Here is a 22,297-nt window from a genome sequence, read left to right as displayed (position 1 = left end):
TAATAAGTTAATAGCTTACAATACCCCAGCCTAGTCTGGGGTATTTTTTTATATAGAGGATTTTTTAATGTTTTATGATCTTGCTCGCCGTTTTATGTTCACCCGTGATGCGGAATGGGCCCATGAATTTGCATTACATAATTTGCGTCGCTTTTCAAACACACCATTTAGTGCTGCATGGTCACAATCAGTGGCAGATCACCCTGTAGAGTTCTTAGGTTTAAAATTTAAAAATCCAGTCGGTTTAGCAGCTGGTTTAGATAAAAATGCTGAGTGTATAGACGCTTTTGCTCAAATGGGCTTTGGCTTTATCGAGGTAGGAACTGTTACACCTAGGCCGCAAGCAGGTAACGACAAGCCTCGTATATTTCGTTTACCTGAGTCGAATGCAATAATTAATCGCATGGGCTTTAACAACAAAGGCGTTGATAATTTAGTTAATAATGTAAAAGCAGCAAAGTACGATGGCATTTTGGGGATTAACATCGGTAAGAATAAAGATACCCCAAATGAGCAAGGTAAAGACGATTACATTCATTGTATGCGCAAAGTGTTCGAACATGCATCTTACATAACAGTTAATATTTCATCTCCTAACACACCAGGGCTTCGAGATTTACAATATGGCGAAGCATTGGACGATCTTTTGCAAAGTCTTAAAAACGAGCAGCTAGATCTAATTGCTAAACACAACAAGCAAGTCCCAATGCTAGTTAAAATTGCACCAGATTTGGATGAGGTTCAAATTGCTCAGGTGAGTGAGTCATTAATTAACAATAATATTGATGGTGTTATCGCAACGAACACTACGTTAGAGCGTGCTGCTGTTCAAGGTCTGCAATATGCGGATGAAGCAGGGGGGTTATCAGGGCTTCCTGTACGAGAGCGTTCAACTCATGTTGTCAAAGAGCTTAAACGCCTTACACAAGGTAAATTGCCAATCATTGGTGTGGGTGGTATTGATGATGCAGCAAGTGCCAAAGAAAAGTTAGAAAGTGGTGCAGATTTAATTCAAGTATATACTGGTTTTATATACAAAGGTCCACCATTGGTAAAAACGATCCTTTCAGGCTTATAAGGATCAGTTATGTAAGCTTTTGATCATTCGATAAATGTTCTAATAGAATTTGGATTAAATGGTCAAAAGCAACTATAATTAAAGGCTATAGCATAAAAGGAGTCATTAGGAGCGCATGTTACAAGCATCAAAACAATGGAAATGGATAGCTTGTCCGAAACGAAATCGTTTGTTGGTTGACCTAAACCAAGAGATGCAATTGTGCACGCCTTATAAACTCCGTCAACTAACAGATTCTGTTTTACAGTATTCAGAATTTAGCCTTGAAGATGCAGCCTTTTATCAACAAGTTTACCAATATCTTGACTCTTTTAATCTGTGGCAACCCGCAGAAATTTGTCAAATAGCGCTTAATGCAACTGCAGCAAAATACCATTTAAAGCCAGTACTAGCCAAAAGTTGGTTTTTTGATACATACACAGGCAGTGAGCCAAGCGTAGAGGCAATAATTAAGTTACAGTCTCGCCAACAATGCGGTGAGTTTTTAATTATTGAACATAATAAAGATGCCTCTTTGTGTATTTGTTTATCTGAGCACTTCCAATTAGATGAAAACCTTAGTTTGAATCAATTTGAGGTAATCAAGGTTCTCAACAATCGTGTCCACCCTATTTACACACAAGCCCAAAGCAGTATAACTGCTTAAGTAAATTTTACGCCTTCAACCCATAATCACGTGTTTGTCTGCCAACCTATGTTATAATCCCGCGCAATTAGCTACTAAGGGTTTTTACTTTGCAATTTATCGCGCTTACTTCTATCGGAATCGAAAATTTATTGGTTGATGAACTTACTGAGATTGGGGCTACAGTCACCAAACAAACAGTGGGTTCTGTGCGTTTTGACGCGGATACAACACTAGCACAAAAAGTGTGCTTAATGAGTCGTTTTGCCACTCGTGTCATGATGTTGATTGAAGAAAAAGAAGGCGTGAACGACAAAGATAGCCTTTACAAATTTGCTCGCTTTCAACCTTGGCAAGAGTGGTTCGGTCCAACTCAAACATTTGCTGTTGATTTTAACGGGACTAATGATTCACTAAAAAACACACAGTTCTCTGGTCTTGTGATCAAGGATGCGATTGTTGATTATTTCAATGATTTATATGAGCAACGGCCTAACGTAGACAAGCAAGATGCTAACGTACGTGTTGTCGCGCGTTTATCTCGCCAAGGCGTTGCCATGTATATAGATTACTCAGGACCTCGCTTGTCTGAACGCGGTTACCGTGAAGGGCAAGGTAAAGCACCTATTAAAGAGCATTTAGCCGCGGCACTTATTAAGCGCAGTGGTTGGCTCGAGAACGTACAACAGCCTTTATTTGACCCATGTTGTGGTGCTGGTACCATTTTAATTGAAGCGGCTGGTATGGCACGTAATGAAGCGCCTGGTTTATTCCGAGAAGGGTTCGCTTTTGAAAGGTTACCAAGCTTTCGTGTTGCGAAATTCAACGCATTAAGAGAAGAGCTTATTGCTCAAATAACAGACCCTAAATTGTGGCTAATTGGTCATGATTATGACGCTCAAGTGTTAAGTAAAGCGGTTGATAATGCGAAGCGTGCAGAACTGGGCGATATTATTAAATTTAAGCAAAATGATGCCACAAAGCTGACATCCGTTGCGAAACTGCCAGGCGTAGTTATATCGAACTTACCGTATGGTGAACGTATAGGTTCAATGGCAGAGCTAGTTGATTTACATCGCAGTTTAGGCACGGGTTTTAAAAAGCATTTTAATAATTGGAAGCTAGCGCTGCTTGGCATGGATGAAAGCCTATTTAAGCTGTTAAAGCTCGTTAAGCTTAAACGTTATAAATTTAAAAATGGCCCGCTTGATGTGGTATTAAATTTATATCAACTAGATGACAAACAAGTAAGCCAAACAACAGAAGATAAGCCTGCTCTTAATTTTGAAGGCTCAATGTCTTTTGCAAACCGTGTTAAAAAGAACAAGCAAGGTTTAAAAAATTGGCTCAAGCAAAATGATGTGCAAGCATATCGAGTTTATGATGCAGATATCCCAGAATATAACGTGGCTGTTGATGTATATGGTGACTCAGCGGTTATTTTTGAGTATGCAGCACCAAAAGAAATAGATGATGCAACAGCACATAAACGTCTACAAGATGTGATCACTTTAACTGCACAGCAGCTCAAAATTGCACCAGAAAATATAGCCGTAAAAGTACGTAAAAAGCAAAAAGGGGAAGAGCAATATACCCCAATGGCTAAGCAAAACCGGACTCAAGTGATTGAAGAGTTTGGTGCAAAATTTAAAGTGAATCTGTTTGATTACTTAGATACGGGATTGTTTTTAGATCACCGCTTAGCTCGTCGCTACATTCAACAAAATGCAAAAGACAAACGCTTTTTAAATTTATTTGCTTATACTGGCACGGCATCCGTGCATGCAGCCCTAGGTGGAGCTAAAGCAATTACGACTGTTGATTTATCTAAAACCTACTTAAAGTGGGGCCAGGATAATTTTGAACTTAACAATATTAGTAATACGCGCTACCGTTTTGAGCAAGCTGATTGTTTAAAATGGTTAGAATATGCAACAAGCCAATATGATTTGATATTTTTAGATCCACCGACTTTTTCAAACTCAAAGCGTATGAAAGACGCGTTTGATGTGCAACGTGACCATATTAAATTATTAACGTGGGTTAAAAAGATCTTAAGTCCTTCTGGTACTCTCATCTTTTCTAACAACAAACGTGGTTTTGCAATGGATGAAGTTGGTTTAATTGGCCTTGGCTTAAAAGCGGTTAATATATCTGAGAAGACACTATCGCCAGATTTCAAACGTAACAAACAAATCCATAATAGTTGGTTAATAACCCATGGTTAATTGGACGCTCTACCATACCGATGGCTGTCACTTGTGCGAAGAAGCGTTTGAACTTATTGAGCCACTGACAACCGATTCAGTCTCATTGCAACGTGTTGACATTATGAGTAGTGAACAGCTTATTGCTGAATTCCAACTAACAATCCCCGTTTTAAAAAGCGAACGCGGTCAACAGTTAAATTGGCCGTTTACTGCGTTACAAGTGCAGCAGTGTTTTACGCAATCAGAATAAGAGTAAAGAGACAACATGGATTTAATTAGAATTTCAAAAGCGCAGTTAGCTTACGGCACACACCCTTTACTAGATGATGCAGATGCAGTCATTGAAACGGGTGAGCGAGTGTGTATCGTTGGTCGAAATGGCGCGGGTAAATCAACACTTTTAAAGGTACTTGATGGTCAAGTCATTTTAGATGATGGCGAAATTAACCAGCTTGGTGGCATCAAGATTTCTCGTTTAGAGCAAGATCCGCCAAAGGGTGCGAGTGGCACTGTTTTCGATTATGTTGCTCAAGGTATGCCAGATATTGCAAACTTACTGATTGATTATCACCATGTAAGCACGCAACTTCAAACTGATTGCACTGATAAACTACTCAACCAACTTGAGCGTTTATCAAATCAATTAGAGGCGGCGGATGGTTGGCGTTTTGATAGCCGCATTCAGCTTGTTCTCACTCGTCTTGAGCTTTCACCAGAAGCAAAACTTGAATCGCTTTCTGGCGGTTGGTTACGTAAAGTTGCGTTAGCGCGTGCGCTTGTTAGTGAGCCTGACTTATTATTACTTGATGAGCCTACCAACCACTTAGACATGGACAGTGTTATGTGGTTAGAGCAATTTTTAAAAGAGTTTAAAGGCGGCATTGTTTTCATTTCTCATGACCGTGCATTTATTCGCGCTGTTGCGACACGCATCCTAGATTTAGACCGTGGTAAATTAATCTCATACCCTGGTGATTATGCGACATATTTAGAACAAAAAGCGCATGATTTAAAAGTTGAAGAAACACAAAATGCCCTTTTTGATAAGCGGTTAGCTGAAGAAGAGGCGTGGATACGCCAAGGGGTAAAAGCACGTCGTACACGTAATGAAGGACGAGTGCGTGAACTCAAACAACTTCGCGTTGAGCGTAAGCAGCGAGTAGAGCAGGTAGGCAAGACTGACTTTAACATCGAAACTGCTGATAGATCAGGCAAGCTTGTATTTGAAGCAAAACATATCCACCATGCCTTCAAAGATAAAGTAATTGCTGATGACTTTTCTACATTAGTAATGCGTGGCGATAGAATTGGACTGGTTGGTCCAAATGGTATTGGTAAAACTACATTGCTCAAATTATTGTTTGGTGATTTAGCTGCGGACAGTGGTGATATTAAACAAGGAGTAAACTTAGAGTTTGCCTATTTTGACCAGTACCGTCAAAAGCTTGATGAAGAAGCAACCGTGCAAGATAACGTTGCTGAAGGTAAGCAAGAAGTGATGATGGGTGGCCGTTCACGTCATGTACTTGGCTACCTGCAAGACTTTTTATTCCCACCTGCACGTGCTCGTACCCCCGTTAAAGCATTGTCAGGTGGTGAAAAAAATCGGTTGTTGCTTGCTAAGTTATTCTTAAAACCATCAAACATTTTAGTACTGGATGAGCCGACGAATGACTTGGATATCGAAACGCTTGAATTATTGGAAGATATAATTAATCAATACCAGGGCACAGTGCTAATTGTAAGCCATGACCGTGAGTTTATTGATAATACGTGTACCAGTGTTTGGGCATTTGAAGGTAATGGCAAAATCACCGATATTGTAGGCGGTTATAGTGATTATGAAGCTTATATACGCTACCTTGCTGATGAACAAAAAAAACAAACTGCTGCCCCTGTAAAAGCAGTTGAAAAACAAGTTACAAAATCACAAAGTAAAACAGAGAGCAAAGCGAATAAGCTCTCTTACAAATTAAAACTTGAATTAGAACAATTACCCAGTAAGCTTGAGCAAATTGAAAATGCAATTGAAGATCAGCAAGTACTTGTAAACGACGCTGATTTTTTCAAACAAGATGCTGCAATCACTTCACAAGCATTGAACCATTTAGCGCAACTAGAGTCAGACCTTGAAGCTGCGTTAGAGCGCTGGGAAGAATTAGAAGATTTAAAGAATCAGTAGTAAGGACTAAAATGAAATATAAATTACTCGCTGCTAGTATATTAGCGACGATGAGCACGACAGCATTAAGTGCTACCTATAAGTTGACTGAGCTGGGTTCATTTGACGAAGCTAAACATACCTACGTGACAGATGTAAGTGAAAGTGGTCATGTAATTGGACTAGCAAATGGTTTATACAATCTTCCAATTGATATCAGTTATATAGATTTCACAGATAGTATAATTACAGATTTCTATGATGCAGCGGAAGCCAACTTTGAGCTCATTGATAAAGAAATTACATTTACATTAGATGATATCGAAAACAATAACGCAGTAGCTACAAACCCAGATGCGCATGCATTTATGCATTCGTTTTTGAGAAGCGAAAGGGTAGTAAATAACAGCCAATACCAAAATGTCGGCAATTTAGCAGCACTTAGATACCCAGGTAATCAACAACCTGCTCAGGAACAGTTATTTTTTGATATTGCATCCGTTGATTATGATGGAGTCACCCGCTCTGTAAATGCATTTTATAATGGCATTGCTGAAGACGGCACCTCTGTAGGTTGGGGAAGTGCACCCTTTGATAAACTGAAATTTACACCAGATGATGAAACAGAAGAGGAAACTCACTTTGTTCGTGATTTTATAAATCGTGCGGCAATCATATCTGACTCAGGTGTCGTATTTGAAATCCCCCCTGAATTTGATGAGTTTGGTGGTATCAGCGCAGCTAATGATATTGTTAAAACGGATGATGGATACGTTGTTGTTGGACAAACTTCAGTGGGTATTCCTAGTGATAGGCAAGAAGATATCGATGATGACTGTGATGGTTTAAATATACCTGTCAGCGCGTGTATTGAAAACTTATATCGCTCTTCATCCACACGCCTTTTCGACCTTCGAGCTGTAAAGTGGACGTTAGACACAAGCTTTAACATTACAAGTACTGAGAAATTAGGTGTTGGTGTTACACCAGAAGACGATGAAAACTTTGCTTTCGTAAGTAATGCATTAGCTATTAATAGTAACGGTATTGCTGCAGGCACATCAGACATCCGTGACAGTAGCCGCTCTAGTACAATTAGATCACTTCCGGTGTACTATAAAGACGGTAAAGTTGAAGAAATAGTGGATCAAGATGATGATTGGTTTGATGGCAAGTCAACGGCTATTAACAATAATAATATAGTCACGGGTTATGCACTTAGACCAATTGAAGGGGCTAATCGCTATAAGTTTTTCTATCACGATATAGCAACAGGTTCTACTGTTTTCCCAACCGACTTCTTTGGCAGCTCAAGTTCATTCGCAAATGACATAAATGATAATGGTATTATTGTTGGTGAAGGTGAAACAGACGTATTTAATGTTGGTTCTCGCCGTCGTGAAGCGTTTATGTACCAAGTTGGTGACGATAAGATAACAAATATTAATGATTTACTGCCATGTTATGAAAGTGATGGTGAAACGCGTTACAAATACCTAATGTCTGAAGCCAAAGCCATTAATAACGATAATGAAATATTTGGTGTTGCAACTAAAACAGTTGAAAAAACAGATAGCCTAGGTGGAGTCGTTACAGACACTAATGGTGATATTGAGTATGAAAGCGTTGTGGTTGCAGTTAAGCTAACCCCAATTGAAGGTGAGATTGACAAATGTTCGGACGAAGAGACTGAAACGTATGAGCGTCAATCTGCCAGCTTCCCATGGTACAGCTTATTATTATTACCACTTGTTGGTTTACGCCGCTTATTAAAGTAGTAAACACGTTAAATAAATTAAAGGCACGCATGAAAGCGTGCCTTTTTTATTTATATTGAGTACTGTATCTGTTTAACGACTTAGCTCACCACGCAGGTTGTCTTGCATAAGATGGCGAATAGTTTCCACTTCAAGGCTCTGACTTAATAAATAATGTAACTTGGTTAGACAGGCTTCAAGTGTCATATCATAACCACTAATGACACCACTGTTTAATAGCGCATTGCCCGTTGCATACCCACCCATGTTTACATGACCTTTTAAGCACTGTGTGAGATTAACAATGATAATACCGCGTTTGCTCGCGGTTGATAAAATTTCTAAAAATACGGGATCTTGAGGTGCATTGCCCACCCCAAAGCTTAACAAAACTAATGCTTTAATGTTGTCGTTAACCAGACTCTTTACCACTGCGTGGCTAATTCCTGGGTATAAATAAAGGACACCGATAGGTTGTGGTGTAATATTAGTCACTTGTAGCGCGTGTTCCACATATGGACTTAGTTGGCCTTTCAATAATTGAATATTGATCCCTGACAGAGCCAATGGATCAAGGTTTGGTGAAGCAAATGCATCGAAACCATCTGCATGCGCTTTTGTCGCTCGATTACCTCTGAATAATTGATTATTAAAAAATAAACTAACTTCTGCAATTGGGTAGTTTGCAGCTAGGTACATAGCATTCAATAAGTTTACTTGGCCGTCAGAACGTAATTGCGATAAAGGAATTTGTGATCCCGTTACTATTACTGGCTTGGTAAGGTTTTCAAACATAAAAGAGAGTGCAGACGCTGTATAAGCCATTGTATCTGTGCCATGAAGGACAACAAAGCCATCGTAATCGTGGTATTTAGTTTTAATATCATCTGCGATTAGCTGCCAATGGGTAGGTGACATATCTGACGAATCGATTAGTGGAGAATATTCGTGAATATCAAATAGCGGCATTTCATCACGGTTAAATTCTGCGTTGTTGACCACTGTTTGAGTTAAAAAACCTTCCGCAGGGATATAGCCGCGACTTGATTTTTTCATACCGATGGTACCACCAGTATATGCGATGTATATGCGTTTGCGTTTCATAAAAAAGCCCAGTAAAAAAACTGGGCTTAGTATAACCTGTGAGGTTAAAGAATACAGGTGTTGTTGGTTAAATTACTTGATGACATCACACACAATACAACGAGAATATATATTCTGTGGGTCATTGTAATCTTTAAGGTTATTTACCTCAGTGTTAAATTGATTGATAAGTGAGTTAACGCCTACCTTATCTGCAATAAGACTGCCGGTAGTGCTATTACCGATAAACGATTTAACCATCGCGCTGCCAAAGATATCTTGCAGCATTTGCTCTTGAGGAGAAAGGCTTTGTTTAACTGTTTTAACCTCGTAAAAGTCTAATTTAGCTAAAGCAGCAGCTGCTTCAATTGCATCTTGTTTGTTGCCTAGCTTATCTACTAAACCCAGTTCAAGTGCTTGTGAAGCTATCCAAACACGCCCTTGTGCGATTTTGTCTACTTGCTCTGGTGTCATATCACGGGCATCAGCAACAACATCTAAAAAGCGTCTGTATGCATCTTCAACACTCAGTTGGATCACCTGCGCCATCTTTTCATTAAGTGGACGCGTGATTGATAAGCCAGCCATTTCAGTGGTAGCAATGCCGTCAGAGTATATACCTAGCTTAGCCATGGTGTTTTCAAAAGTCATAAAACTACCAAATACACCAATAGAGCCTGTAATTGTACTAGGAGCAGCCCATATTTCATTAGCGGCAGAGGCAATCCAATAACCACCAGATGCTGCAACCGAACTCATTGATGCAATAACAGGTTTACCAGCGGCTTTAATTGCAAGTACTTCGGCACGAATTACTTCTGATGCGAACATACTGCCGCCACCTGAGTCGATGCGTAATACAACCGCTTTTACTTTGTCATCTAAACGAGCTTTACGTAATAATGCTGCGGTTGAATCACCACCGATCTCTCCAGCACGTCGTTCGCCATCAACAATAGTACCTCTTGCCACAACCACAGCCACTTTTTCAGTGATTGGGTTATCAAATTGAACAGGGGGCTTAACAAGAGTCAGATAATCGTAAAAAGAAACTTGATTAAATGTTTTCCCTGTTTCTTCAGCGCCAACTAAATCAATTAACTGCTGTCTTATTTGTTGATTAGATTTGAGTGAATCTACCCATTGATTTTCTAAAGAGTACTTACCAGAGTCACCATTGACGGCTTGCATTTTAACTAATAATTCATCCATCGTTTCATCAAAATTTGACTCATCAAATGGGCGAACAGCAGCCACATCTTGTTTATATTCTTGCCATAAAGCACCTAACCATACTCTGTTTGCTTCTTTCGCTGCATCAGACATGTCATTACGAATAAAAGGCTCAACGGCTGACTTGAAAGTGCCCACTCTAAAAATATGCTGTGTAACGGCGAGTTTTTCTAAGGCATCTTTAAAGTACAATGGGAACATGCCATAGCCTTCGATTGCTACACCACCATATGGGTGCATTGTGACTTCATCAGCATGTGCAGCAATGTAGTATTGAGCTTGGGTATAGTAATAACCCGTTGAGATTACTTTTTTGCCGGTAGCTTTAAAACGCTCAATAGCCTGTGTTATTTGTTTAAGCTTATTAAGATGCGCGTTAGGCATTTTTTGAAGATCGAGTAAGATAATGCTGATACGCTCGTCATTAGAGGCTTCATCAATGACGGTGATGATATCATCAAGCAAAATTTCAGCTGGAACCTCATTACCCATAGTTGCGTCATTTATCGCAGCCTCAACAGGGTCTACGTAGGTTTTTTCCTCAACTATTGGACCGTTAAGGTTAAGCCTAAGCACAGATTTGTCAGCCACCGTTATTTCATCTTCGTCACTGGTAATTGAAAGAAAAAATACAATTACAAGTAACACGAATAAAAAGTTTAGAACTAAGCGGCGAGAGAAATTTAACCCTGCCCAAAGACCTTTAAATATCTTTGCTATCAAAATAAATCCTTAATTTGGTACACCTTATTACTCAGCTTATAGTAGCCCAGAACGAAAATAAACTTAACTGTTAAATCGTAACTAAGTGTTTATATTTAAATAAATCCTTAGCTTAACTGGCTTATTTTATGTTTTTGTTATTCACTTATTGCTTAATGCTTGCCAATCCAGCAGAATTAGCTAATGTTAGAGGTTAGACCAGTTGAATGGGGCACAGAATGTTAGAACAACAATTACAACTAAAACACACACATTTACGTAACCGCTTAGTAATGGGATCAATGCATACCGGGCTTGAAGAGGGCTGGCATAATAGAAAGCGCTTAAAAGCATTTTATCAAGCGCGTGCCAAGGGCGGCACGGGTATGATTATTACAGGAGGTTACAGCCCAAATATACGTGGTAAGTTAACACCTATTTCATCATCGTTTAATAATTTTTATGATGTGATAAAACACCGAGCTTACACTGATGTTGTGCATGAAAATGGCGGTAAAATTTGCTTACAATTGTTGCATGCTGGCCGCTATGCTTATCATCCATTTAATCAAGCCCCGAGCGCTATTCAAGCACCTATCAATCCTTACAAACCTAAATCAATGTCAATTGGCTCGATTAAAAAGACCATTAAAGATTTTGCCCATTCAGCAAAACTTGCTCAAAAAGCCGGTTATGATGGCGTTGAAATAATGGGTTCTGAGGGTTATCTTATTAATGAATTTATGGCTGAGCACACGAATAAACGTGATGATCAGTACGGTGGTAGCACAGAAAATCGAATGCGTTTAGCGATTGAAATTGTTGAAGCTGTGCGTGCGAATGTCAGTGACAGCTTTATCATTATTTTTAGATTGTCTGTGATGGATTTAATTCCAAATGGTTCTACGCCCGATGAAGTGACGATTCAAGCCAAAGCACTTGAAAAAGCGGGAGTGGATATTTTCAATACAGGCATAGGTTGGCACGAAGCAAGAGTGCCTACGATTGCAAGTATGGTTCCACCTGGTGCATTTAAAGAAGCATCAAAACGATTAAAAGACGTAGTATCAGTTCCTGTAATCGCTGTAAACCGAATCAATACACCGCAAATTGCCAACGATATTTTAAATGCTGGTGAAGCGGACCTTATATCAATGGCTCGACCTTTATTGGCTGACCCTGAGTTATTTAATAAATATCAAGCAGAGCAAAGTAAACATATCAATGTGTGTATTGGCTGTAACCAAGGATGTTTAGATCAGGTGTTCAAAGGTAAGCGTGCTACATGTTTGGTGAATCCTCAGGCCGGTTTTGAATTAGATTATCCCTTAGCGCAAGCACAAAAGGCTAAAAATGTATTGGTTGTTGGAGCAGGCCCTGCTGGGCTTTCTGCCAGTTGTTATTTAGCACAGAAAGGCCATAAAGTTACTCTAATTGACAAAAAGCAAGATATGGGTGGGCAATTTAACTTGGCAATGCGGATACCCGGCAAAGAAGATTTTAACTACACACTAACGTACTTTATCAACGAACTAGCCCGATTAAATGTAACAATAGAGCTTGGTAAAAGTTATGTTGAATCTATGCTTGATAGTTATGATGATATTGTATTTGCTACAGGCGTTAGACCAAGAGAGGCGTCCTTCAAGTGTGAAGATGGAAAACGTGTATTTGCTTATGATGAAGTAATAAGAGGCGAAGTTGAGCTTGGCAATTCAATTGCAATTTTAGGTGCAGGTGGCATTGGTTTTGATATGGTTGCTTTTTTAAGTGAAAGCCCAAAACAATCAATAAAGGATTTTAAATCCCAGTGGGGAATTGAGTGTGATGCCACACCACACAAAGATAGTCGTCAGTTGTATATGCTTAAGCGAAGTGCTGGACGTTTTGGCAGTGATTTAGGCAAAACAACAGGTTGGATCCATCGTCAAGTAGCAAAACAACATGGCGTAAAACAAGTTGCAGGTTGTGAATATATAAAGTTTGATAATCAAGGCCTAACAATCAATGTGGCAGGAGAGGAGCAAGTTTTACCTGTTGATACGGTAATTGCATGTATCGGGCAAGTGTCAAATAATGAAGTAATTAGTACATTAGAACAAAACCCTAAAGTACATGTAATAGGCGGCGCAAAATTAGCTGCAGCAATTGATGCTAAACGTGCTATTTTTGAAGCTTTGCAAGTTGCTCGTAAAATTTAACTGAAATAAGTTCCTAGCAAAAGCGGTCTTGTAATTTAGAACAGCAAAATTACAGGACTGCTATGATTTCATCTCTTTTTAATACTTACTCTCTGATTATAAAACGCCTATCAATTGCTGATGGTATTCCCGCGCTTATCTTTAGGTTAATACTTGCCCCAGTTATGATCATTGCAGGGTATAACAAGCTTAATATTAGCCAAGAGGTGTCAAATTTCCCTGAGTTTTTTTTAGCATCAAGCGATGTTGTCAATTGGTTTGGCAATCCACAGTGGGGTCTAGGCTTACCGTTTCCTGATTTACTCGCCTTTTTAGCGGGTTGGACGGAGTTTATAGGCGGTTGGTTATTACTTATTGGGTTATTAACAAGGCTAGTGACAATCCCATTAATGTTTACCATGGTTGTGGCTGCTACTACGGTGCATTGGGAGAATGGCTGGTTCGCGATTACACCAACAGACCCCAGTACTAGTGCTGCAAAAGTGCTAGATTGGTTAGCTATACCGGGTGCAAATGCAAGCTTAGAGAACTCAGTCGAGACCAAAGTGCGTATTGATACAATACGTGAACTGGTAGAAAACCATGGATACCCCGATTACTTATACGAAAAAGGCAAACCAGTTATTTTAAACAATGGTATCGAGTTTTCAGCGATATATTTTGCAATGTTACTCAGTTTATTTTTCAGCGGTGGCGGGCGTGTAGTGAGTACAGATTATTGGTTAAAAAAGCGGATAAATTTAAAATAATGCAGGATTAAACTATTTCACATGCTCTTACAGCAGAATTGCAATTGTAAGAGCATGTAAGTTCAATAAATATAGGTTGTGTTAAGTGGTTCTATTATTAAAATCAATAATGCAGGAACATCACTTTTAAACCAACCCTTTTGGCATTTTTAGGTGATTTGGATGCATCACTCAACACCGATAAAGCCACCCGTTTGATGTGCCCAAAGTGCAGCATAAATACCATTTTGAGATAATAATTCCTGATGACTACCTTGCTCAACAATGCCGCCTTCATCTAGAACAATTAATCTGTCCATTTGCGCAATTGTAGAAAGCCTATGAGCAATGGCGATAACGGTTTTCCCCGTCATTAAATCATCTAAACTGGCCTGTATTGCCGTTTCAACTTCCGAATCAAGTGCACTCGTTGCTTCATCTAAGATGAGAATTGGGGCATTTTTTAATAACACACGAGCAATAGCAATGCGTTGTCGTTGGCCACCTGAGAGTTTTACACCACGCTCGCCAACTTGAGCGGCAAAGCCTTTATTGCCTTTACTGTCTTCTATATCCTCAATAAACTCGAGCGCTTTGGCTTGCTTTGTTACGTTAAGCATTTCTTCATCGGTTGCATCTGGTCGACCATACAGAATATTTTCTTTAACAGAGCGATGTAACAAAGAGGTGTCTTGCGTAACCATGGCTATATGCTGTCGCAAGCTCTCTTGTGTCACCGTGGAGATATCTTGTCCGTCAATATGAATTGCACCTTTATCAACATCATAGAACCGCAATAAAAGATTAACTAATGTTGATTTACCCGCACCAGAACGACCAACTAAACCTATTTTTTCACCCGGTTTAATTGTTAAATTAAGACCATTGATTACAGGCCCACGGTTGGTCTCGTTAGCTGCTTTACCATAATTAAAATGGACATCCGTGAAACAAATTTGACCTGTATTTATTTTTAGAGATGTGGCATCAGGTTTATCATCAACATCAATAGGCGTTGAGAGTGTTTTCATGCCATCACTGACAGTGCCAATATTTTCAAACAGGCTACTTATCTCCCACATGATCCATTGTGCCATACCATTTAACCGTAAAGATAAGCTGACTGCGATTGCTATCGCACCAGCACTGATTGCGCTCAAAGACCACAAATACAGAGAAAGCGCAGCCACACTGAAAACTAAAAGGTAATTCAGGCTATTGATGCATAAATTTAAACTTGTAACCAATCGCATCTGCTTATATACAGGCTGTAAGAATACATCCATACTTTCTTTCGCATAGTGCTCTTCGCGCTGCGTATATGAGAAAAGCTTAATCGTAGAAATGTTTGTGTAACTGTCGACTATTCTGCCTGTCATCTCTGAGCGAGCATCAGCTTGAGAGCTGGCGATACGTTTTAATTTAGGAACAAAGTACCACTGAATAGCACTATAAAGTGCAAGCCACGTAAGCAGCGGTATCATCAATCGCCAGTCAGCTTCGGCTACTAAAAATACCATCGCACCAAAGTAAACCACTATGTACATTAACACATCTAGTAGTTTCATTACTGACTCTCGAACAGCAAGAGACGTTTGCATTACTTTGGTTGCTATGCGTCCAGCGAATTCATTTTGGTAAAAACTAACACTTTGGCGAAGTAAATAACGATGGGCAAGCCAACGTATCGACATCGGGTAATTCCCCAAAAGTGCTTGGTGTAAAATAGCGGAGTGAAAAAATACGACCAAAGGTAGAACCACTAGTAGCACCAGGGCCATTTTAATGAGTTCAGGCTTTTGTTCTGCAAATAATGTTTGTGGCGTGTAGATAGCTAGCCAATCAACAAGCTGGCCCATATAGCTAAATAATGAAACTTCTAAAATAGCGAGCATTGCAGCACTGATGGACATGAAGAAAAGGGATATCTCCATCCCTTTCGTGTAATGTCGGCAAAATGCAAATAAACTTGCAGGAGGTTGAGTCGGCTTATGATCTGGAAACGGCTTGGTCATTCGCTCAAATAATCGATACATTTTAATATCTTAAATAGCAAAAATTACCGCTACTATAGCACTGTGGGTAATTAATTAAAGGGACTCTACCATGGGATTCTTCCGACAAGTACATCTTTAAACATAACCCAGTCACCCAATAAACTATAAAAGGGGTGTTTAAATGTAGCAGGTCGGTTTTTTTAAAGAAAAGGTGGCCAATCCACGCAAAACCATAACCAATAACAGGGATGAACCAGAGTAAATAAAACTGCTCAGTTAAAATTGAATAACCAAGTAAACACACAACAAGTACACTGCCAATAAAATGAAGTCGCTTACATGTTTTATTTCTATGTTCAGATAAGTAATAAGGATAAAACTCTTTAAATGAAGTAAAAGAAGTGGACTTATTGTTGTTATCCATATTTATTCCTTAATTTTTAAAATAACAGTGTAACGTTTTATTTGTAAAGGTTTACATATTTTTACAGTATACAGGTGCACTTGTCGCATTAGACTAGACAACACCCCGGTTACTAAATAACGTGCATGATTAAGTTAATAATCAAAAAAGAAGATACCATGTTAAAAAACGTCTTAGCTTGCGCAGTCATTGTAGCGCTTGGAGGGTGTACTGATGCACCTACTACTTCAACTGAAAATAATGCCAAAACTGAAACACCTGCTGAACAGTCATTAAAATACCCTGAAACTAAAAAAGGGAGCGTTGTAGACGTTTATTTTGATGAGAAAGTAGCTGATCCATATCGTTGGTTAGAAGATGATATGAGTGAAGAAACCGCTCAATGGGTTAAAACTCAAAACGAGCTGACTTTTTCATATCTTGAAAATATCCCTTACCGTGACAAATTGAAAGCAAGCCTTGAAAAATTAATGAATTATGAAAAGGTCACTGCACCTTTCGTCGAAGGTAAATACACGTACTTTTACAAAAACGATGGTTTGCAAAATCAATATGTGTTGTATCGTAAGTTAGGCGACGCTGAAGCTGAGGTTTTCTTAGACCCAAATACGTTTAGTGAAGATGGTACCACTTCAATGTCAGGCCTTACATTTTCTGAAGATGGTTCGTTAGCTGCGTATCAAATTTCAGAAGGTGGAAGTGATTGGCGTAAAATCATTATTATTGATACAGAAACCAAACAACCAATCGAAGAAGATCTCGTGGATGTTAAATTCAGTGGCATTTCATGGCTTGCAAATGAAGGGTTTTACTACTCTAGTTATGACAAACCTAAAGGCAGCGAGTTATCCGCTAAAACAGATCAGCACAAGGTTTACTTCCATAAACTGGGCACAGCGCAGAGTGAGGATGAGTTAGTCTTTGGTGGCTCTGACGCTGAGAAACACCGCTACATTGGTGCATCTGTAACCTCTGACAATCGTTATTTAATTATTTCAGCTAGCGTGTCTACTTCAGGCAATAAACTGTTTATAAAAGACCTCACTAAACCTGATAGTGAGCTCAAAACGATTGTAGGACACACTGAGTCAGATACCTACTTGCTTGATAATGAAGGAAGTAAATTATTCCTTGTTACCAATTTAAACGCACCAAACAAAAAAGTGGTCACTGTTGATGCAGCAAATCCAACACCTGACCAATGGCAAGATTTAATTGCACAAACTGATAATGTGTTAAGCATGTCAAAAGGTGGCAACTATTTCTTTGCTAAATATATGGTTGATGCAATTTCTAAAGTTCAGCAATTTGATAAGTCCGGTAAGTTAGTGCGTGAGATTAGTTTGCCAGGCGTAGGCACTGCACGTGGTTTTAGTGGTAAAAAAGAAAGTGAAACGCTGTATTATTCGTTTGCAAATTATATCACTCCTGGCACCACCTTTGCTTTTGATGTAAACACAGGTGAGTCTGACGTGTATCGCAAATCAGGTGCTAAATTTGAATCTGATGCTTATACATCTGAGCAAGTATTTTATACATCAAAAGACGGTACCAAAGTACCGATGATTATCTCGTATAAAAAAGACACTAAACTCAACGGTAAAAATCCGACAATTTTATATGGCTACGGTGGTTTTAACGCCAGCATGACACCTGGGTTTAGCTCTGCGATTGCTGCATGGCTTGAACAAGGTGGCGTCTATGCAGTGGCAAATATACGTGGCGGTGGTGAATACGGTAAAGCGTGGCATGATGCTGGTACACAGCTGAAAAAACAAAACGTGTTTGATGACTTCATCGCTGCAGCTGAATACTTAAATGAGAAAAAGTATACATCTAGTGACTACTTAGCACTGCGTGGTGGCTCAAACGGTGGTTTATTGGTTGGCGCTGTGATGACACAACGCCCAGAGCTATTCAAAGTCGCGCTTCCTGCGGTAGGTGTCCTTGATATGCTACGTTATCATACGTTTACTGCTGGTGCAGGCTGGGCGTATGATTATGGTACCAGTGAACAAAGCCAAGAGATGTTCAACTATCTTAAGGGTTATTCACCAGTACACAATGTAAAAGAAGGTGTATCTTACCCTGCAACATTAATAACAACTGGTGATCATGATGACCGAGTTGTTCCTGCGCATTCATATAAGTTTGCTGCAGAGTTACAAACCAAAGGAGCGGGTAGTAATCCTTACCTTATTCGTATTGAAACAAATGCGGGTCATGGCGCTGGAACACCAACAAGCAAGATCATTGATCAGTATGCTGATATTTATGGCTTTACCTTATATAACATGGGTATAAAGTCACTGTAAGTTATCAAACGCCGGAGTAATACCTTCGGCGTTTATTAAACTATTTTAAGCCCGTTTGAGATTCGATAACGCCGAATAAACGCCGCTCATACCTTATTCCCCTAGTTACTGCTTGAAAAAAGACGTTGATGTGTTTTAAATGCATATTCATCCGTCATGCCACTTAGGTAATCACAAATAACACGGTGTGTATTCATTCCATGATCAAGAGCATGCTGATAGGCATTTGCTGTTGTCTCTGGTAATAACCGAAGAGGATCACATGAGAAAGCTTCAAATAACTCAATAATCAATTTTTGCCCTTTGAACTCTATCTGTTGCATGTGAGAAGCACGTATTAAACGCTGGTAAATAAATGATTTTAGTGTGTTTAACAGGCTTTGATATTCACTTGATAACTCAACAGTAAAATTTAGAATAGGGCAGTCGAATGTAACCTCTGTTGGGGTAATACATGATTGTGTAATAAATAAATTAACTAACTCACCAATTACATCTTTTCGTTGTGCTTCAGAGTTTAAAAATAATCGCTCGGTTAATTGACTGGTTTCTAGCCATGGGCAGTTTACTTTTTTAAAAGCAGGCAATGCATAACTTTCCCATTCTTTTAATGTAATTTGTTCTGTTGCAATCGCATCTTCTAAATCATGTACGGCATAAGCAATATCATCAGCTAATTCCATAATAGCAGCATCAAGTGATTTAAAGCGTGTTTTTGATCTAAACGAGTCAAGCTTACTAAATTGGCTTAAGTTGCTTTTATCTTTTGCTGACAATGGGGCAACTATCCAATCAAATGTTTCTTTGTCATCTTGATAGAGCCCTTTAGCTGGGCGCCAATCATCCGCCTTTATAAACGCTCTTTTAGGATTATGCTCTGGTATGGTGTGCCATAAATCGTCGATAAACGCAGGGTATTTAATAAAGCCCAATAATGTTCGCCGTGTTAAATTCATGCCATGACCGTCACTATATGGCTCTAAGCGCGATACAATCCGAAGCGTTTGTGCGTTACCTTCAAACCCACCATGCTCTCTCATCATATAATTAAGTGCTATTTCACCGCCATGACCATAAGGCGGATGGCCAATATCATGTGCCAAACATAATGTTTCGAGTAAGCTTTGATCAGGAAAGTATTTAAAATCAGAGTGCTGTTTTTCTAAATGGCGTAACAAACCACTGCCAATTTGCGATACTTCTAAGGAGTGAGTTAAACGTGTACGATGAAAGTCATTTAGCCCTATCCCCATTATTTGGGTTTTAGCTTGTAGGCGTCTAAATGCTGCGGCATGTATTATACGGGAGCGGTCAACTTGCCAAGATGAACGGTTGTCATTTGGTCTCGATTTATTCTGATTAATGATCCTGCTTTGCCACTCTAATTCCATTAATACATTCCACTTAACGCGTTGGTTTTATGTATCGATTGTAGCGGATTTATTCAAATTAAAAATCCCCCTGTAGGTTATATTTTTCATATAGAAAGAAAAACAAATTTTACAAATTAGCCTTTATTTAGTGCCTTAGGTATAATAGATAGAATGCATGCATGGGGATAAACCATGCATCGGAGTCAGATCTCTTGGAGAATACATGCTAAAGCACATAATTAGTTTTTTACTAAGTTTGTTTTTTATTTGGGCGTTACTTTACCCATTTATTCAGACAACGGGGCCAGTTTCTGAGCCCGAGGTAGAAGCACAAACCAAACCTTCAGTGAAGAAAAAAGAAAAACCTCTGCACAGCGTCGACTTACCAATATTTAGTGCTCTTACTGATGTAAAAGAAAAGAAGCAAGCCTTCTTTGATTTCATTCGTCCACATGTAGAAGCGGAAAATAAGAAAATATTACAGCAACGCGCAACGCTGGAAATTGCTTTGATGATGCTACAGTATGATGAACCGATTAATAAAAAGCAGACTAAGCAAGTCAAAGCAATTCTTAATCAATATAAGTTACCCGACCTAATTAATACAATTTCATTAACACAGGCACTAAGACGGGTTGATATCATTCCAAAAGAAATGGCACTAATGCAAGCTGCGAATGAATCTGCGTGGGGAACATCGCGTTTTGCACGTATAGGTTTAAACTTTTTTGGCCAGTGGTGCTATAAAAAAGGTTGTGGCATGGTACCGAGTAGGCGCAACACAGGCGCTGCTCATGAAGTTGCTGCTTTTCAGTCTGTGCGTCAAGGTGTTGCTTCATATTTTAAAAACCTCAATACACATGCAGCCTACAAAGGTCTTCGTACTATACGTGCTGATTTACGTCGCCAGCAAAAACCGCTCGACGCTAATAAACTAACCTATGGTTTGATGTCTTATTCAGAGCGAGGCGAAGAGTATATAAAAGAATTAAACCAAATGATTAAACATAATAAGGCATATTTTAATGAATAATTTTAAGGCAATATTTTTCGCCTTCACTGTTATTTTCACGCTGCTTAGCACTGGCGCTCACTCTAAGGAGTTTGTTGTTTCATACGACGGATTTTATGATCGATTAAAAGTGGTTAACAAAGGGGATTTCGAATTTGCCCAAGTGAATTTTTATATCACTGATATTGCAACTGGCGATGCGTGTTTGATCAAAACAGGGCGAATTATTACGGAGCGACAGGAATTTGCACTTAATTATACAGATCAAGCACAGTTGTTGTTACCTTACGATCAACAATTAGATAAAGATAAAGCTGTTATTGTTATTGAACCAATTAATGAACAACATGATTGTCAATTGAAACTACAAATAGAGGCACGAGAGTTTGCTAATGGCGACTTGAATAAGCACCAAATGTTTCAATTAAATGCAGAGTTTGATGATTTACTATCAGATTTGTCAGGTTTTTTTATTAGTAAATTAATGAGCTTTTTATTACCAGAGCAAAAGGGTCTTGTTCTCACTTTTGCGCAAACAGTAAACATAGATGACAAAGCATTTAATTGTAAAGACGCTGTTTGCCATGTTGCTATACCAGGTGACTGGGAGGATGATAATACTGCGTTTACTACGACATCTCCTTTGCTGAAAGTGACTCCCTGGATCACTAAGTAAAAATGAGCTGAAAAGTAATGCATTGATTATCAATGCATTACTTTTAAAAATAGTCAATTTACTAGCATTGCCTAATTTACTCCCACATTAAACATATCGAATTACTAATATTAATGAATAAATCACATATTATTGAGCATTTGCGTTTTGCCCTTCAAGCGCAGCTTACAACTGCTCAAGTTGCAGCCAAAACGGCCCATGATGCAGCTACTCATGAAGAGAACATTGCCGAGAACAAGTACGATACGCTAGGACTTGAAGCAGCTTATTTGGCACAAGGACAAGCTCAGCGAGTGAATGATTGTCATTTAAGCCTTGTTGAGTTTGAAAAGGTATTCAAAGAACCTATCAAAGATAAAGTGTCTCTAGGCTCGCTTGTGGCTGTGTGTGATGAAAATGAGCATCGAAAATGGTATTTCTTAGGCCCGATGTCTGGTGGTTTATCGGTTACTGTTAAAGGGGAGTTAGTCTATGTTCTGACACCGCAATCTCCTTTAGGTAATGTTCTGATAAATAAACAAAAATACGATGAGGTTAGTTTCACTATGGCAGATGAATCTCAGCTATTAGTGATTGATGAAATATTGTAGTCGTCGATTAATTTTACTTATCCTAACGTGAAAAATATCTTGCTGGTCAGTTGATTTAAAACCATTTATAAATAGCCAATAGCAACAGCTAAAGCACCCATCTTGTTAAGTGATAGTGTTATCTAACCTAAA

The 22,297-nt window shown here is 39.0% G+C and carries 16 protein-coding genes and 1 pseudogene; 12 read left to right on the top strand and 5 right to left on the bottom strand.

Annotated features, from left to right (window positions below; translation table 11 throughout):
* Positions 1-67 precede the first annotated feature (67 nt).
* The 6 genes from pyrD (at position 68) to C7Y70_RS00255 (ending at position 7,852) form a co-directional block, all read left to right on the top strand.
* Positions 68-1,078 (top strand): quinone-dependent dihydroorotate dehydrogenase, encoded by a 1,011-nt coding sequence (gene pyrD, locus C7Y70_RS00280; RefSeq protein WP_135472991.1) that lies wholly within the window; start codon positions 68-70, stop codon positions 1,076-1,078.
* A 115-nt stretch (positions 1,079-1,193) separates the two neighbouring features.
* Positions 1,194-1,724 carry a cell division protein ZapC domain-containing protein gene (locus C7Y70_RS00275; protein WP_135472990.1) on the top strand — a complete coding sequence of 177 codons (531 nt, stop codon included), beginning with the start codon at positions 1,194-1,196 and terminating at the stop codon, positions 1,722-1,724.
* A gap of 89 nt (positions 1,725-1,813) precedes the next feature.
* A complete protein-coding gene (gene rlmKL / locus C7Y70_RS00270; RefSeq protein ID WP_099293982.1) occupies positions 1,814-3,931 on the top strand; it encodes a bifunctional 23S rRNA (guanine(2069)-N(7))-methyltransferase RlmK/23S rRNA (guanine(2445)-N(2))-methyltransferase RlmL in 2,118 nt (705 codons plus the stop codon).
* Positions 3,924-4,163 (top strand): glutaredoxin family protein, encoded by a 240-nt coding sequence (locus C7Y70_RS00265; RefSeq protein WP_135472989.1) that lies wholly within the window; start codon positions 3,924-3,926, stop codon positions 4,161-4,163. The genes rlmKL and C7Y70_RS00265 overlap by 8 nt, the downstream gene beginning before the upstream one ends.
* A gap of 15 nt (positions 4,164-4,178) precedes the next feature.
* Positions 4,179-6,095 (top strand): ABC transporter ATP-binding protein, encoded by a 1,917-nt coding sequence (locus tag C7Y70_RS00260; protein ID WP_099293976.1) that lies wholly within the window; start codon positions 4,179-4,181, stop codon positions 6,093-6,095.
* An 11-nt stretch (positions 6,096-6,106) separates the two neighbouring features.
* The gene (locus C7Y70_RS00255; RefSeq protein ID WP_135472988.1) at positions 6,107-7,852 is read left to right on the top strand and encodes a DUF3466 family protein; all 1,746 of its coding nucleotides are present in this window, start codon (positions 6,107-6,109) and stop codon (positions 7,850-7,852) included.
* Positions 7,853-7,924: 72 nt separating this feature from the next.
* Here C7Y70_RS00255 and ansA read toward each other — a convergent pair whose 3' ends face one another.
* On the bottom strand, positions 7,925-8,935 hold the full coding sequence (gene ansA / locus C7Y70_RS00250) for an asparaginase (RefSeq protein ID WP_099293969.1): 1,011 nt from the start codon (positions 8,933-8,935) through the stop codon (positions 7,925-7,927).
* Between the two features lie 72 nt (positions 8,936-9,007).
* Positions 9,008-10,870, bottom strand: coding sequence for a signal peptide peptidase SppA (gene sppA / locus C7Y70_RS00245; RefSeq protein ID WP_135472987.1), 1,863 nt, complete (start codon positions 10,868-10,870; stop codon positions 9,008-9,010).
* A gap of 218 nt (positions 10,871-11,088) precedes the next feature.
* Here sppA and C7Y70_RS00240 point away from each other — a divergent pair, with 218 nt between their 5' ends.
* The gene (locus C7Y70_RS00240; RefSeq protein ID WP_135472986.1) at positions 11,089-13,050 is read left to right on the top strand and encodes an NADPH-dependent 2,4-dienoyl-CoA reductase; all 1,962 of its coding nucleotides are present in this window, start codon (positions 11,089-11,091) and stop codon (positions 13,048-13,050) included.
* Between the two features lie 62 nt (positions 13,051-13,112).
* The gene (locus C7Y70_RS00235) at positions 13,113-13,799 is read left to right on the top strand and encodes a DoxX family protein (protein ID WP_135472985.1); all 687 of its coding nucleotides are present in this window, start codon (positions 13,113-13,115) and stop codon (positions 13,797-13,799) included.
* Positions 13,800-13,966: 167 nt separating this feature from the next.
* Here the strand turns inward: C7Y70_RS00235 and C7Y70_RS00230 are convergent, their stop codons facing one another.
* On the bottom strand, positions 13,967-15,814 hold the full coding sequence (locus C7Y70_RS00230) for an ABC transporter ATP-binding protein (protein ID WP_135472984.1): 1,848 nt from the start codon (positions 15,812-15,814) through the stop codon (positions 13,967-13,969).
* Between the two features lie 65 nt (positions 15,815-15,879).
* Positions 15,880-16,199: pseudogene (locus C7Y70_RS00225) on the bottom strand (DUF962 domain-containing protein).
* A gap of 158 nt (positions 16,200-16,357) precedes the next feature.
* Here C7Y70_RS00225 and C7Y70_RS00220 point away from each other — a divergent pair.
* Positions 16,358-18,514 (top strand): prolyl oligopeptidase family serine peptidase, encoded by a 2,157-nt coding sequence (locus C7Y70_RS00220; RefSeq protein WP_135472983.1) that lies wholly within the window; start codon positions 16,358-16,360, stop codon positions 18,512-18,514.
* 101 nt (positions 18,515-18,615) lie between these two features.
* On the opposite strand, the gene C7Y70_RS00215 is transcribed toward C7Y70_RS00220, so the two are convergent.
* Positions 18,616-19,905: an anti-phage deoxyguanosine triphosphatase gene (locus C7Y70_RS00215; protein ID WP_135472982.1), complete on the bottom strand. Its 1,290-nt coding sequence runs from the start codon at positions 19,903-19,905 to the stop codon at positions 18,616-18,618.
* A gap of 205 nt (positions 19,906-20,110) precedes the next feature.
* Here C7Y70_RS00215 and C7Y70_RS00210 point away from each other — a divergent pair, with 205 nt between their 5' ends.
* From C7Y70_RS00210 to C7Y70_RS00200, 3 genes are all read left to right on the top strand, one after another.
* Positions 20,111-20,920, top strand: a complete 810-nt coding sequence (locus C7Y70_RS00210; RefSeq protein WP_135472981.1) for a glucosaminidase domain-containing protein — start codon at positions 20,111-20,113, stop codon at positions 20,918-20,920.
* On the top strand, positions 20,913-21,575 hold the full coding sequence (locus tag C7Y70_RS00205; protein WP_135472980.1) for a DUF2987 domain-containing protein: 663 nt from the start codon (positions 20,913-20,915) through the stop codon (positions 21,573-21,575). The genes C7Y70_RS00210 and C7Y70_RS00205 overlap by 8 nt, the downstream gene beginning before the upstream one ends.
* 113 nt (positions 21,576-21,688) lie before the next feature.
* The gene (locus tag C7Y70_RS00200) at positions 21,689-22,165 is read left to right on the top strand and encodes a transcription elongation factor GreAB (protein WP_135472979.1); all 477 of its coding nucleotides are present in this window, start codon (positions 21,689-21,691) and stop codon (positions 22,163-22,165) included.
* The last annotated feature ends 132 nt before the right edge of the window (positions 22,166-22,297 follow it).

This window comes from Pseudoalteromonas sp. KS88, assembly GCF_004766475.1.
GTDB lineage: Bacteria > Pseudomonadota > Gammaproteobacteria > Enterobacterales > Alteromonadaceae > Pseudoalteromonas.
The sequence above is the reverse complement of the archived record's forward strand: the minus strand, read 5'-3'. Positions and strand labels throughout refer to the sequence as shown.